Consider the following 15,628-nt stretch of genomic DNA (forward strand, 5'->3'; position numbering starts at 1 on the left):
TTTTAGAAAAATAAAATATTATTTTCCTGCAAATTTTAAAATTATTATTTTTCTCAAAATACCCAATCACTAACATTATACTATTAATATTCCAAAATTTACCATTTTTTAAATCTTCTTTTTAATTTAAAATTTATAATTTGTTTTTTATTAATAAGCACTTTAATTTCAATTTTTAATTTCATTCTGTTTTAAAATGTTTTCCTCTTCTAATGAGATACTGTGCTTCATTTTATCACTTTACTCTCATTTTTATTTAAAACAATTATTTTCGTTAACTTCAAATTTATAATTTATTTTCATAAATAATAACTCTAAAATAAAATTTTGCTTGAGTTTTAACTCAACTAAATAAATTCGTATTTTGAACAGTGGCTTTAGCGATAAAATTAGTAGTCATTACATTATTAAAATATTCTAAATTTACAGTTAATCCTAGTTTTACTGTTTCAAGTGTATAGAAATCTATTATGTCAAAACTTGTTTCATATTTTGTATAATTATATTTAATTTCTGCTATTTTTTTATTATTTTGTGTATTATTTACTAATGAAATATTGGTTTTAAAAAATAAAGGTAAATTCAAAGAATTACTAAAATAATTAAAATCACCACCTTCAGCTCAATAATTACTATTGGGTTTAACTTCTATATTAAAAAATTTATATTTTGTCCCTATTGGTAATTCTTTTTTTCAAACAAATGTATTTTCATCAGAATTGGTTGTATAAAAAGCGGTTACTTTGGTAATTGGTGTTTCTAATTCAAAATCTTCCCTAATAAAAGCGGGGAATTGTTGATTTGTACTACTTTCTCGTTTTATTATTTTTTTTGCTTGCTCATTAGATTTTAATTCAGGTTTGAAATCAGTAACTTCAAAATTATCTTTTCCAACATATAAACTCATAACATTTAATGTTAAAACTGGCGTAACACCAATTATTAAACCACTTACTAGACTTAAAAAATTTTTCATTTAAAATCAACCTTTCTTCATCTCTTATTTCATCTTTAAGATAGTATTATCCTACCTTAAAGAATAAGAAAATTATTTTTTAAGATAAAATAATGCCAAAATACCTGGGTGAATAAAATATTTGAGGATTTAATTGATCGTTTAATTATCCTTAAACTTACGCCAAAAAAACTATTAAAGATAGCTTTTCTTATCATAAAAATAAGTTAATTTTTCTAATAAAATAAAGAATCTAATTTAAACTTAGTTTTTTGTTTTTTTAACAAATCAATGTTTTTTCACTGGTAACTGCACATTACTAATTGCGTTATTAAATTTAGTTTGATCTAATACAAAATTATTATCAATAATCTCCGCAAAACCAGCCTTTAATTGTAATATTTTAATTTTACTTGCATAATTTTCTTTTTTTAAATTAACAGCTGTTGCAACAACCTTTTTATGAGCAATAAAATATGCCACTGTTGGAATAATAATTGCTCCTCCTAAAAAGTTACCAATAAAAGCTGGTAATAAATTAAATCCCGCAAAATAACCAACTGATGAGCCTGATAAAACTTCTGTCCCGAACATTGGAGTTCCCAACATTAAGACATTCATTCAAAAAATAAATGAATTAGCAACAACGTGTTGAAATCCAGAAATACAAAATGCTAATAAAACAAAGAAAATACATAAAATTGAAGCAGTTGGGCTTTTTGAAAAATAAGTAACATATAATGTTGCAGCAACTAAAATATTACAAAAAATCCCTGACATTAGACTATTTAAAAAAGTTATTCCCATATCACTACCAGTAACTGCTTGCCCATGGGCCAAGGCCTCTCCAATTGAACCAATTTTATGTTGAATCATATTCATTGTTTGACCAGCAAAACTATTTAAATCAGTTGTTGTTTGATGACCAAAAACAGCAGCATAATAAATAATAACTGCCGCAAACAAACATCCAATAAAATTACCTAAAAAAATTAATAACAAATTACGAACAAATAATCATGGGTTGGCGTGTCCTGTCGCAGCATTAATAAAACCAACACAATGCGATGTATAAATTCCGCCACCTAAAAATGTTACTAATAACAAACCAACCGGAAAGATAATTCCAAAAATTACTTGTTTAATTCCTGTTGTTGTAATTCCTTGAATAGCATATAATGCAGCAATATACCCAACCGAAATAAATAGTCCTCCCAAAAAACCATTTAATAATGTATTAATAATTCCTGCCTTAATTTTACGATCAGACGATTCAAAAGCACCAATAATTGCTTGTTCAGAATAAGATAAATGGCCTTCTAAAACTGATACATCAACTTTTGCTAACTTATCAATTTCATTTTGATATTGCACTATTTTAATAGTATTTTTCATTGTTTTCCCCTTTATTTTTAAAATAAACTATGGTTTAGATTATACATTAAATCCTAATAATTTTGCAAATAATGTTAAGCATTCATCACGACCAATGTTTTTACTACTTGATGTTTTAATAAAATAATCGCTATCGGCAAAATTTAATTTTGTTTTAATAATTTTTTCTTGTTTCTGAATGTCGTTTTTTTTCAACTTATCTAACTTTGTTCCAATAACAACTGTTAGAATTTTAAAGTGCTTTAAATATTGGTACATCTCATAATCATCTTGGGTTGGAGAATGACGTAAATCAACTAAGAGACAAACAAATTTTAAATTATTTCGTTCAGTTAAATATTGTTCCATCATTTTTGCAAAAGCAACTTTATGTTCATCGTTCACTCTGGCAAAACCATAACCTGGGGCATCCACAATTCGAAATTGATTATTATTAATTGTAAAAAAATTTAGCATTCTTGTTTTTCCTGGAATTTGTGAAACTTTTGCTAATTGCCGTTGATTTGTTAACATATTTAAAAAACTTGATTTTCCAACATTACTTTTTCCTAAAAAAGCAATTTCAAATAAATCATCATTAATTCATCCCATTTTATTTACAGCCGAAGTAAGATAATTGGCATTTTTAAACTTAAACATTATTTTCCCTCCAATTGGCGATTAATTTCATACATTAAAATTGTTCCTGCTTGAGCAACATTTAATGATTCTAACTTTGAACTAATCTTAATTTGAACATTATAGTCACTAATTTTTTGTAAATCAGCAGAAAGACCATGCCCTTCGTTTCCTAATACTAAAATATATTTTTCTGTTTTGTTAACCTGTCATTCTTGCAAGAAAACACTTTTTTGTTTTAAAGCAGTTGTCACAAGTTTATAGTGTTTTGCTTGTAACGCTTTAATTTCTGACAAACTAAGTTCTTTAATAATAGTACGAAAAACTGCCCCTTGGCTGGCTCGCAATACTTTATCATTAAAAATATCAACCGGATGATTATATAAAATAATATTAGTAAAATTAAAACCTAAACCGGTTCTAATTAATGTCCCTAAATTCCCGGGGTCTTGAATATTTTCTAATAATAAAATATTTTGATTGGCCTTAAAATCATTGTTACTATTCATTTTATTTAAGTCAATAACACCAATAATATTCTGACTATTTTTGCTCTGACTTAATTTTGCTAAAATAGGTTCTGAACAAATTGTTATTAAAACATTAGTAATATTTTTTAATTTTGACCTATTTGCCGCAGTTGTTAAAACTTCAACTAGTAATTCTTGTTGTAAAACTTCTTCAATAATATTTCAACCTTCAATTAATGCTAAATTTAATTCGTCACGATATTTTCTGTCTTTTAACTTCACTAATAATTTAACATGTTCATTTTGAGTTGAATTAATTTCACGATACTGCATTTGCTTGTTTTCTTTCTCTCTTAATTAACATACATAAAACCAACAAGATATTTTTTTGTTTTAGGATCATCTCATTGTTTTTTAGTTTCTCCTGTTTCCCGAATTGCCACAGCCATTGCTCGTGGCCGTTTTGGTGGGTCTTGCATTTTTCCTAATAAAACCGATAATCCGGTGCGTTTATTTTCGTGATTATTTTCTTTGTTATAATCTTCGGCATCTTTAACACCAACTTGTTTTGCCATAATTTTAATTTTATTTTTTTTATATCAACGTTGAAATTGCAAGTATTTTTCAAAAGTTCATTCCTTTTCTTCTCATGTTAAGAAAATACGATCTTTTTCTTCATCTCAACTATCTAAGTAATCACGAAAATTTGTTTGTGAGGTTGGCCCTTGTTCCATCATTTTAAAAGTTCGGTCAATTGTTTCTGCTAGAGTATCATACCCGTAACCAATAAAAGCATTACCAATTCAATGATGTTTATAAATTGGTTTGATAGGATCAATTGGTTCAGTAAAAGTAACAGCATATGACCAATATTTATCATCAGCTTTACTACGAAAAAGTTCATATCCAAATTTTTCATGCTTTATAATTACGGCATCTTTCTTAATTTTGCATACTAAATGTTTAAAGCTTTTAACAATTGCATCAATTTCAGTTGCAGTTAAAGGGGCTTTTAATTTTGGTTGTTTTGATTTTAGAATATGTTCTGCATAATATAATGGCATAATAAGTATAAACCTCTTTCTTTAAACCTTAGTAATTAACTAATTATAATTTTAACTTTTATCATTCGTTAAGTAAAGGATAATTATTAATTAATCTTTACTTCAAAGATACTTTTTAAAAATTTTAAACATAAATAAATATTACAATTTAAAAAAGAAAGAACTTAATTTAATTATTTTGACAATTTAAATTCTTCTTTCTTTTTTTCTTAAAAATAATAGTTTAAACTTATTCTTAAAGTTTATTTTACTTGTGCATTTAAATAATCTTTTAAACATTTTAATGAACAAACATTAACATTATCAATTCGCATAATTTTTGATTTAAGGTTATCACATTGATAACAAACAAACGCCTTTGATTCATCTAAATGATGGGTACATGGTTTTGCTTTATGCACTCAACACTCCGTAATCCCTTCTCCTAATAGTTCAAAATCACTACCATTGTCATTGACCATTCGTGAAAAACTAACTCCTTGCGCAACATCATGACCACAAGCTGATTTAATTAAAACAGATAAAATTTCATATGAAGAATTAGCAAAAACTAAATTTGACATTTGATTTTCATAATTACAAGTTTCACAATCAACATATGAAATATTAGTTAAATGTTGGATTTTTGCTACTAAATCAGCAAATTTATCTAATCATTTATTATTACTTAAAACTTTATTATTCATCTTTTTAATCCCCCTACTTAATTGTTTTATTAAGATATTTGCGTAAGCATTCTCGTGAACAATAATTATTATTATCAAGAACTAAGTGTTCATCATCTGGGTAAAGCAATTTTTTGCAATAAACACAAGCAACATTATTACGTAAAACTTTAATATATGAATTAGTGACATCATTCATTTCATTACATTCATTACATAAATCAACATTAAATTGATCAATTGTTTCTTTTTTTACATTAACTTTATCAAAACTAAAACCAAAAAAAAGATCATAAATATTTAAATCATCAATATCTTTCTCCTGATTACAGTTATTACAATAAAACGAAGTAATTTTACCAAGTTTAATTATTTCATATAAATACCCAAATAATTTATCTTTAAACTTAATTCAATATTCATAATGACGTTTAACAATATTTTCATTATTTTGCTCATTATTTTCAACAGTTGGTTTATCATAATCTTGCAAGTTTTCTAATTTCATTATTATATCCTCCAAAGAATTTAATGGATTAATTATATCACAAATTAAACGGAAACAATGATGAACTTATCTGTTAAATAATGTTAAATGAGGTAACAATGACCAAACAATTTAACTGAAAAATTTCTAAAAATTCATAGTATAATTCTTATATGAAATAACTATCTTTAAGATGAAAGGAGTCAAATTTATGGCTAAAAGAATGTTATCATCACTTTTCAACATCTTGTTTTGTTGATTAAACGTAATTTTATGAATTTTTAATGTGAATCCTGTTGGGACCCTGCTTTTTGGAACTGATTGTCCAAATACGCGCAAAGGAAAATTTGTTTATGGATTATGTTCTTTGTTACAATGAATTTTAATGGCAACAATTATTGGAACAATCTTCGTCATTATTTTCTGAGCAAAAGGAGAACCATCAATTGCTCAACGTCTTGCTAAATTAGTGTAATAATAAAAAATAAAAAGTTTTAATAAATATCCTTATAAAGATCTTTGTTAAAACTTTTTTAATTACAACAATATTACTTTGTTGTTAACAACGGAATTGCTTTTGTATAAATTTCTAACATTTTTTGTAAGTCGCTGATTTTAACATACTCATTATATGCATACATTGTTGACTCATTAATATCAAATTCAGCCCCAAAAGCAACACAGTTTGGCATTGCTTTTGCATAAGTTCCACCACCAATTGCGACTGGTTTTGCATCATGATCACCAGTAACATCACGATAAACTTGCATAATATTCTTAATCATTGGACTATCAAGTGGCATATGAATTGGTTTTTCTGAAGAAATAATCGCTAATTGTAAATGATATTTTGATAGTTCCGCTGTTAATGGTGCTTCAACATCTTTTAAATGATATGAAATTGGTACTCGCATGTTTAATGTCAAACGGGTTTTTTCAGCATTAATCTCAACAATGCCATTATTAACAATCAATAAACCGGTATCATCTTTCATTGTTGAAAAAATTTGTTTAAAATTAAAATCATTGTATAGATGTTTTTTCACAAAATTAGCAATTGGCGAGTCAGTTGTAAATTCAGCATAGGTTGCTAATGTTACTAAAGCAGCATTAATTCCTCGTTCAGGTAAACTACCATGGGATGCTTTTCCTTTCACGATTAATCAATCATCTTCAAGATCTGTTTCAATTTGTTTTTGGTCTAACTTAGTTTTAATGTCTGTAAGATAAGGTTCTTGATAACGAACAACATTAGCCACACAATTGTACGCTTCGCCACCTAATAAAACAAATTTTTGTCCCTCACCAATAATATCGGCATTAATAATTCCTTTCTCGGCATAAACAACTGGAAACTCACCATCTGGGGTATAACCTAATGCTGGAGTTCCTTCAACTGCCATATATGCTTTAATTGATGCTCAATCGGTTTCTTCTGTTAAACCAAAAATTAAACGAATACAATAATCTGGTTGATAATTATGATCTTTTAAATATTTTAAAGCATACAAATTAATAATGGTTGGTCCTTTATCATCAAATGCACCACGACCTAATAACTTTCCATCGCTAATTTGAGGTTGAAATGGTTCAAAATCTCATTTTTTAAGATCACCCGCCGGAACAACATCTAAATGCCTTAAAATTGCAAAGATTTCAGCACCCGTTCCATATTCTACATACCCATAACGATTTTCAGGGTCCTGATAAGTTTTAAAACCTAATTCTTTTGCTAAATTAACAGCATAATCTAAGACAGCTTTTGTTCCTGCTCCAAATGGGGCATTTGGTTGTGCTGCACTACGAACAGATGGAATTTTAATAACATCTTAAATTTTTACTAGTGCTTCTGAAAAATATTTTTCTTGTAATTTAATAACATCTATTTCCATTTTATTTTCCTTTCCCTTTTAAGGGCCTTGATACTCATATCATAACATAAAAATTATTCCATAATATTAACTAAAATATCATTTAAGATATTTAATCCTTGTTTTGTACAACGTAAATGATTATTTTCAAAAACCAAATTATTTTTTGCAACTTCAGCGGTAATTTTAGCTTCATAATAATTTACTGCTGCTTGTGCATCTTTGACTGTTCCTAAATTAATGCCCTCCAAAATTCGTAATCCCATCATTAAAATTTGAAAATAATAATCTGCTAATGATATTTCTGTTTTCTGCTGCGTTCAATTGGCATATTTTCGACTATTTTCTAATAAATAATAACCATCATCATTAATAAAACCAGCTGCTCCTGGTCCAAGCAATCAAAATGATTTATTAGTTCAATATCCTAAATTATGCTGTGATTTTTTATTGTTATTAGTGTAATTTGAAATTTCATAACGAACACACCCCATTTTTTTAAGAGCCGCATTAATAATTTCATCAAAGGCAATATCATAATCAGGCAATTTGACTTTCGTTTTTCCTCAGTAAGAATTTTCTTTTAAAATTAATGAATATCAACTAATATGATCAGGTTGTAATTGTTTAACCATTATTAAGTCTTGTTCAATATCAGCTGTTGTTTGGTCAAATAAGTTATAAATTAAATCAAAAGAAATATTATTAAAACCCTCCCTGCGCGCTAAATTATAACTAGTAACAATATCTGCAACACTATGATGACGATTAATTTTTTTTAATAACTGATCACTAAATGTTTGCACCCCAATTGATAACCGATTAACATGATATTTTTTTAAAAGTTGCAATTGACTTTTCATAATTCTTTCAGGATTTAATTCAATCGTATATTCAACAACTGCTGTTTGATCAATCTTTTGCAACAATTGTAATAATTTTTCTAATTGGCTATCATCCAAACTGTTGGGTGTTCCGCCTCCTAAATAAATTGTTTTTAAGTTGAATCGTGGTTGGGGCTGTGAAATTTCTGCTTCTAACGACAATAAATATTCGTCAACCATTTCATTCCGTGATTTTTTGATTTTAAAAAAATCACAATAAAAACAAATATGGTCACAAAAAGGAATATGTACATATAAATGTTCAATCATTATTAATCCTCACTTCTTTATTAATAATTATAAGATAATTTCAAATAAAAAAGAATTGTTTTCAACACAATTCTTAATTACGGTTAAATCAACGACCAAGGATTGGTTCACCACGACGTTTACGACGACGAGCAATTAACCATGAAATTGAAATTACTAGCGTTAAGATAATTAGAAAAATAATAAAAATAACTAAGCAAATGCGATTGGTTTTCTTCTTCAACGCCGCTAATTCTTCTGGTTTAACAATTTCATAACCATAATAACCAATAATATTTGCTTTACGTTTTTTTGTTAAAACAATATTAGCAATATGAATTCCTAATGTTGCAATTAAAATCGTAATTGTAATTGTAATTGCTGCTGTTAAATCATCAACAATTCCCCAACTTCAAAATCCAAATCGGAATTCTTCGCCAGAATGTTGTTGAAAACCATAAAGGATTCCTAACACAATTCCGCCAAAGAAATATGTTGGAAATGCTAATCAATTTAAAATAATACTACGAACAGTCATTTTTTTATAATTATCAATCAAGAAGTGTGGAATCGTATGATTACCACGCATTAAATGCGAGATATAATTGTTTGTTTCAATGCGAACCCGTGATAAATCAAAAATTCCGGCAAATAATAATCCTAATGAAATTAATAAAAAGGTAATTGTTAAAAATGGATGGGGAATATATTTCGCTTGAATTTCCATAATTGATGATAAACCTTGTTGATGTGAAATGAAATATAAGGCAATAAATAAACTTGTTGACATTGTGCCAAAAAGACCAAATGTAATCATAATTAGTGTTCGAACTTTTTCCGAACGAATTTCACGCGCAATTTCTAACGAAATTAATTTATTAGCATATTCACGATTAAAATGACGACGACGATGTTTTGCTGGTAATTGTGGCTGATAAGCATAACGATTATTTTCAAAACCATTTTGAAAAGGTTGACCTTCCAACTGGGCTGGTGGTAAATAATTATTATTTTGATAAAAGGCAGGTGGAGCTGGCATTGCATTTGCCATCATTTGGTTTCCATCAAAATATGGTTGTGAATTTACATTAGGATAATAGTTTTTGCCATCATAAGATAATTCGGACTGGTTAAATTGTTCGTTAAACTGTAACTGACTATATGGATTAACAACACGACGTTGGTAAGGACGACGATATTGATTTACATAAACATGATCATCATTAAAATAACCATCACGATTATTTTGATAATTCATTGCTTCTGGATACGAATACCCACCATAATTCTGTTGACCTGCTAAATATTGATCTTGCATTGAATTTGATGTTGGTTGATGAATTCGCCGTGGTAAAATTTGTGGTTGCACTGGACGAGAATAATTATTAGCGGCATCATGATTATAATAAGGTTCAACATAACCTGGCGGTGTTGATGGTGCTACTGCTGGTGCTGTAATTAACTCACGTTCTTCATCAATATACTGTCTTTCATTATTTGTATAATAATTATATTGGTTATTTAAATTCATTCGTGCCGGACGAATTGTATTGTGATTTTGATATAACATTTCGGTATTATTTAATTGATTTTGTTTATATGTTTCATTGGGACGGAAGTACTGATCTTGTGGCCATTGATTTTGCGCAATACCATTATTATTTATTTGTTGATGAGAAAAATTTGGGTCATTTTGGTTCAATAATTCAGGATTAAAATTATCACCATAACCATTACCTGGTTGCATTTGTGACTGTTTATCATGTTCTTTATCTTTAGTCATAAAAGATTTTACTGTATTAAAAAAACCCATACTTTGTTTCACCTACCCTACTTGTGAAAATTAATTTATTTAAAAAAAGAACTATCTAGTTTTTATCACCCGTTTTTCTAGCTAGCATAATTTCTTGTTCAAAATACTCAATTTTTTCCTTAAAACTTGTTTCTTCTTTTAATTTCATCATATTTGTTCAATTTTGATTATTCTTTTTACTTCGAAATAAAGAAAAAGTAATAATAAAATAAATAAATAATAATAGCGTTGCGAACCCTAGTAGAAATCCAACTAACCCGATTATTGGAATTTCTAAATCTAAGATTTTGATACTAATAGCCAAGATTCCTCCCATATAAACACCACACTATCTAAAAGCATTATACTATAATTTTTAAATTTTTACAAAAAATATTTTTTTATTTTAATCCATCTTCTAACGACGTTAGAATCGCTTTTTTAAGTGTTTTTTGGTTCTCATATGTTAAAGTTAAGGTATCAACAAAATGAATTGATTTATTTTACGATAAATTTTTCCAACCGTTGCCGCTAATTTTAATAACTTTGGATCTTTATCAATGTAATTAATAATTTTGCTATCAATTCATTTTGTTTTTTCAACACCCAATCAATTAGCATTTGTGCTTGATGATTGATCAGTATTAATTCAACATTTATTAGTTGCTTTCTTAGCATCTCATATTTTACTATCTGTTTGATAACCACATGTTGGTGAATAAATATTTATTAAAGCATCTTCTGTTGCTTGAGCAATATTTAATAAGCCACTCGTAATAATATATTGATCACCATAAATCTCTGCCTGGACTGTATCAACACCAACTACTTTTGCCTTTGCTTCATTATATTTAATTCGATCAATTGTATCTTGCGTTTGTGGTCCTGCAACCGGAAAAATAACATTCGCCTGTTTACTAATTAAGTAGTCTGAGATAACTTTACCATCCCCCTGATTAAATGATTGCGAAAACCATGATTCGTTTTTATTTAATACTGTTTGTACTTTATTAATTGGTTGTAATCCCTTCAATGTTGGACTAATTCCTTGTAAGAGAGTTAAAATATCTTGTTTTAAGTGATGTAAGTTAGGATAAAGACTATTGTTATTAATTATTTCATTAAAAATATCCGCTGATAATAAAAAGCCTCATAAGTAATTTGAAACCCCAATTGGATTATCCATCCCACCATAAGTTCCAATCCCTAATTGACCATTAAATTGTGTTTGATGCAAATTAAGTCACATTGCTGTTACAAGTCCCGCTAAAAAACCAGCAATTTCTTTTTGAAATAAAATTCCAACAACATTATCACTCACGATTCTTTTTGATCCATATTCTTATGAATATTTTGACCACTACCATCAATAAAAATGATATTATTTGCTAATGTCGCCGCTCAACCAATGGTATTACCATGAATAAAACCTGGTAAAATTAATGTTTTTGCACCAGCAATACTTGCTGTAATATAAGCTGTTTTAAACTCCGCTGGGGTTAATCCTACTGGTTCAAAGTAACTGGCACGGATGTTACTATCTTGTCAATTTGATGAAACTGACTGTTCGGAATGTGTGACAAGATATCGACTAGCTCCTTCTCACGCTGATTGATTAAAAGACTTATCATTAATAGTACTACTACTAATAACTCAAATATTACTCATATATTGGTGTTTTTTTAAACAAGCTGTTAAAAAACTAGTTAAAGGAATAACTATTTGTAACGCCATTATAAACTTCATTAGTTTTTTCATTATACACTCCTTTTTAAATAAGTTAAAAATAATAAAAAGCATTGCTTCTTAAACCAAGGAATAATTAATTATTATGTTAACTTTTATTTTTTTCATCTGCCCCAATTGCCATATTTGACTTTACCCGACTAATAAAGCTTTCACGTAGCAATAAGTTAATTTTAGGAACTAATAATCGTAAATGATTGCGATATTCCGCTAAAATTAGGTCTGAGGTATAATAAAATATTAACAGAATAATTAATACAATTGATGCACAAATTGTAAAAATTATTGTTGTAATGTTATCAATTTGACCAGCAAAATTATCAACTGGAATATAGTTTTGCCCGGGAACAACATAATTACTAAATATTCCAATTTGTTTGTCACGAACAAAGTCATCAAAGAATTTTGTAATAAATTCAACACCAAATCACAATAATTGGAATTGAGCAACAACGGGACGATTAGTTGGTGAACGATATTTTCACTCACAAGTCATTGCAAATAAAATACTAAAACACATTGAATAAGCTAAACCATTAATTATTTGTAAAAATAAGTATGCATCAGGAGAATGGTTAAAAGCAGCAACACTAAAGAACAAGAATCATAATAACAACCCTAAACTAAAACAATATTTAACACCGATTTTATTATAAAGTAAATGACATGCTAAATAAGCCCCAAAAAATTGCGGAATTAAAAATAACTGTTCATTCAAACGAACAAATTGGTTAACTTTTAAAACATCATGGTATTTTTCCCAAGTCCGCTGTCCCAATAATCAAATATAAATATTTGATTGGGAGATTTCTTTTAAGGCAATAATTAAAATAAACATAAAAAAGATAATTAAAACTTTTTTTCATTTAAATGGTTCAAACATTTTTTGTTGTTCAACGGTAAACGGCTGCGAAGTAAATTCTTTATGTGAAAAGAACGAATATAACATTGCGGCAATCCCAATCGCACAAACCGCAATTGCCCCAATTATTACAACTTGTAAATGATTGGATAAATCGCTCCCTCTTGTTGTCACCAAATTATTAAATTCACTACCAAAAATAAGGGCAAAAGTCATTAATGGGGCAATTAAACTAACCGTTTTAAAAGGAAAAAACTTACGACCATAGACTTCATTATATGACAGAAAATAACTAGCTTTACTAATGATTCCAAACCCTAAAAAAATCGCCGCAATAATTAAAGTTGGTAGCGACGGATAAGCCATTAAAATAATAATCCCTAGTGCGGAACCAGCGAAAATCCCATATTGCGCAAAATGTCACCCAACACGAGAAAAAACCTTATGTAAGAAAACATAAGGAATCATTGCTAAAAATGCATAAAATGACAGCAATGTAACGGCAATTAACGCAACCCCTTCAAAATTATTGATTGAAGCAGCAAAAAATAAATTTCTAAATTCTAAATTATCACCAATAATGGCTGATAACGCAAATCAATATAAAAAAGTTTGAACGAAAAATGCCTTTTGACTAGCATGTTTAATTTTAATGTTTTTCGCTAAAATTAAAATATAAAGAACAAATAACAATAATAACATTAATGGATTAAATAGAAAAACATCTCAATTATTCTTTAACATGCTTGGCCCCTCTTTCTTCTATGATAAATTATAGCACAACTTAATTTACATCTGTTCAATAACATTAACCCCTAATAAGTTAAAGGCATTTGCTAAGATTTGATAAATTACTTTAATAAAAACTAAACGTTGTTTTGTTAATTCTAAGTTATTTAAATTAATAACTTTTGATTCATTATAATACGAATGGAATTGCCGTGCAATATTTTGTAAATAATCACAAATTAGATGCGGTTGACGTAACTTTGCGGCTCCTTCAATACAACGATTAAACAAATCAATATCATTTAAAAGATCTAATTCTTTTTGGGAAGTTAATAACTCAAAGGTTTTGACATCATCAACCTTAATATCATTAACTTTAGCTTGTTGTAAAACACTATTGCAACGTGCTGTTGCATATTGGGCATAATAAACTGGGTTTTTTGATGAATGCTCTTTTAAAACACCAATATCTAAATCCATATGACTTTGGGCACTCTTTGAAACTAACATATAACGAATCGGGTCAACCCCAATTTCTTCAATTAAATCAATTAATCAAACTGCTGTTCCTTTTCGTTTACTCATTTTATATTCAGCACCATCTTTAATTAAACGGACCATTTGAATCATATCAATATCTAAAATATCTTTTTTATAACCTAATAACTGTAAACCAGCTAGCATTCGGATAATGTACCCATGGTGGTCACCACCTCAAAAATTAACTAATTTATCAGCTTTTGACCGCATTAAGCGTTCATTATGGGAAGCTAAATCTGGTGTAATATATGTTAAATCGCCATTTGATTTAACTAAAACACGATCTTTATCATCACCAAAATCAGTTGTTTTTAATCATAATGCACCATCAAGCTGATATGTTTTATTTAGTTTCGCATATTGTGCTAATGTACTTTGAATTTTACCACCTTCATACATTGATGCTTCTGAAGAATAGTGTTCGATTTCAACACGAAATAATTTTAATTGTTCCTTAATAATATCTAAAAATAAATCAACTGACTTCTTACGAAACATTTCGTGCACTTCTGGATCACTAAGTTTATAATCCTCATCAAAAGTTACATCAATAAATTTATCTTGATACTTATCAACAAAATATTGTGCTACCTCATCATACATATCCCCGCGATATGCTTCTGGTGGTAGTTCTGTTTTTTTCCCTAATAAATTTAGATAACTTACAAAAACAGTTACTGCAAGATTATTAATTTGATTACCTGCATCATTAACATAATATTCAGTTTGCACTTTATACCCAGCGGCACGTAAAATCCGAGCAACACTATCACCAATTGCACCGTTTCGGGCATGCCCAATATGTAAAAAACCAGTAGGATTTGCTGATACAATTTCTAAATTATAAATAAAGTTTTTGGGGGCTGAATGACCATATTTTGTTTGTAATTTTAAAACATCACTAATAACGTGCTGTAATTGTTCATCAGCTAATGTAAAATTAATAAATCCTGCCCCAGCAATTTCAATTTTTTTAAAATACGGTTTATTATTTTTTTCAATAAAGGCAATAATTTCTGCAGCAATTTTGTTTGGCGCTTTTTTTAAATCCTTAGCTAATAATAAAGTTAGATTTGTTGATAAGTGCCCAAACCCTTCTTGCCGTGGTTTTTCAACCATCACTTCTTTTGTTAAATTGTGGACCTTTAAATATTGTTGTAAAAGTTCTTCAATCAGTTTAACGTTCGTATTCATAACTCCGCTTCCTTTCTTATTCTTATATATATTTTACATACTTTTTATAATTACTTATCTTTTTTTCGAATTTTACAATAATAGACTTCTTGCGATACCCTTTTTTA

At 28.2% G+C, this 15,628-nt stretch carries 16 protein-coding genes; 1 reads left to right on the top strand and 15 read right to left on the bottom strand.

Going from position 1 to position 15,628, the window contains the following annotated elements; translation table 4 throughout:
• Nucleotides 1–286 precede the first annotated feature (286 nt).
• From TS70_RS03925 to TS70_RS03955, 7 genes are all read right to left on the bottom strand, one after another.
• Nucleotides 287–976: a hypothetical protein gene (locus TS70_RS03925; RefSeq protein WP_198049478.1), complete on the bottom strand. Its 690-nt coding sequence runs from the start codon at nt 974–976 to the stop codon at nt 287–289.
• Between the two features lie 243 nt (nt 977–1,219).
• Nucleotides 1,220–2,350: a formate/nitrite transporter family protein gene (locus TS70_RS03930; protein ID WP_198049479.1), complete on the bottom strand. Its 1,131-nt coding sequence runs from the start codon at nt 2,348–2,350 to the stop codon at nt 1,220–1,222.
• A 39-nt stretch (nt 2,351–2,389) separates the two neighbouring features.
• Nucleotides 2,390–2,989: a ribosome biogenesis GTP-binding protein YihA/YsxC gene (yihA, locus tag TS70_RS03935; protein ID WP_127092750.1), complete on the bottom strand. Its 600-nt coding sequence runs from the start codon at nt 2,987–2,989 to the stop codon at nt 2,390–2,392.
• On the bottom strand, nt 2,989–3,771 hold the full coding sequence (locus TS70_RS08510; RefSeq protein ID WP_040093067.1) for a TrmH family RNA methyltransferase: 783 nt from the start codon (nt 3,769–3,771) through the stop codon (nt 2,989–2,991). The genes yihA and TS70_RS08510 overlap by 1 nt, the downstream gene beginning before the upstream one ends.
• Nucleotides 3,772–3,791: 20 nt before the next feature.
• Nucleotides 3,792–4,502: a hypothetical protein gene (locus TS70_RS03945; protein ID WP_040093066.1), complete on the bottom strand. Its 711-nt coding sequence runs from the start codon at nt 4,500–4,502 to the stop codon at nt 3,792–3,794.
• Between the two features lie 242 nt (nt 4,503–4,744).
• Entirely contained in the window at nt 4,745–5,188 is a 444-nt protein-coding gene (locus TS70_RS03950) for a hypothetical protein (protein ID WP_198049480.1), read from the bottom strand.
• A gap of 13 nt (nt 5,189–5,201) precedes the next feature.
• The gene (locus TS70_RS03955) at nt 5,202–5,675 is read right to left on the bottom strand and encodes a hypothetical protein (protein WP_198049481.1); all 474 of its coding nucleotides are present in this window, start codon (nt 5,673–5,675) and stop codon (nt 5,202–5,204) included.
• A 190-nt stretch (nt 5,676–5,865) separates the two neighbouring features.
• Here TS70_RS03955 and TS70_RS03960 point away from each other — a divergent pair, with 190 nt between their 5' ends.
• Nucleotides 5,866–6,129, top strand: a complete 264-nt coding sequence (locus TS70_RS03960; protein WP_040093062.1) for a hypothetical protein — start codon at nt 5,866–5,868, stop codon at nt 6,127–6,129.
• Between the two features lie 73 nt (nt 6,130–6,202).
• On the opposite strand, the gene TS70_RS03965 is transcribed toward TS70_RS03960, so the two are convergent.
• The 8 genes from TS70_RS03965 to argS form a co-directional block, all read right to left on the bottom strand.
• Nucleotides 6,203–7,477 (bottom strand): Sapep family Mn(2+)-dependent dipeptidase, encoded by a 1,275-nt coding sequence (locus TS70_RS03965; RefSeq protein WP_308699448.1) that lies wholly within the window; start codon nt 7,475–7,477, stop codon nt 6,203–6,205.
• A 122-nt stretch (nt 7,478–7,599) separates the two neighbouring features.
• Nucleotides 7,600–8,679, bottom strand: a complete 1,080-nt coding sequence (gene hemW / locus TS70_RS08515; protein ID WP_040093060.1) for a radical SAM family heme chaperone HemW — start codon at nt 8,677–8,679, stop codon at nt 7,600–7,602.
• 73 nt (nt 8,680–8,752) lie between these two features.
• On the bottom strand, nt 8,753–10,441 hold the full coding sequence (locus TS70_RS03975; protein ID WP_232332435.1) for an MSC_0882 family membrane protein: 1,689 nt from the start codon (nt 10,439–10,441) through the stop codon (nt 8,753–8,755).
• Between the two features lie 85 nt (nt 10,442–10,526).
• Complete coding sequence (locus tag TS70_RS03980) at nt 10,527–10,787, bottom strand: hypothetical protein (RefSeq protein ID WP_040093058.1); 261 nt, start codon at nt 10,785–10,787, stop codon at nt 10,527–10,529.
• Between the two features lie 135 nt (nt 10,788–10,922).
• A complete protein-coding gene (locus TS70_RS07565; RefSeq protein ID WP_241460620.1) occupies nt 10,923–11,771 on the bottom strand; it encodes a BMP family ABC transporter substrate-binding protein in 849 nt (282 codons plus the stop codon).
• Nucleotides 11,717–12,208, bottom strand: coding sequence for a hypothetical protein (locus tag TS70_RS07570; RefSeq protein ID WP_232332436.1), 492 nt, complete (start codon nt 12,206–12,208; stop codon nt 11,717–11,719). The genes TS70_RS07565 and TS70_RS07570 overlap by 55 nt, the downstream gene beginning before the upstream one ends.
• A gap of 76 nt (nt 12,209–12,284) precedes the next feature.
• Nucleotides 12,285–13,802: a hypothetical protein gene (locus TS70_RS03990; RefSeq protein WP_198049482.1), complete on the bottom strand. Its 1,518-nt coding sequence runs from the start codon at nt 13,800–13,802 to the stop codon at nt 12,285–12,287.
• Nucleotides 13,803–13,847: 45 nt separating this feature from the next.
• A complete protein-coding gene (gene argS, locus TS70_RS03995; RefSeq protein ID WP_198049483.1) occupies nt 13,848–15,521 on the bottom strand; it encodes an arginine--tRNA ligase in 1,674 nt (557 codons plus the stop codon).
• Nucleotides 15,522–15,628: the final 107 nt, after the last annotated feature.

Source organism: Spiroplasma sp. hyd1, assembly GCF_016082235.1.
Lineage (GTDB): Bacteria > Bacillota_I > Bacilli_A > Mycoplasmatales > Mycoplasmataceae > Spiroplasma > Spiroplasma poulsonii.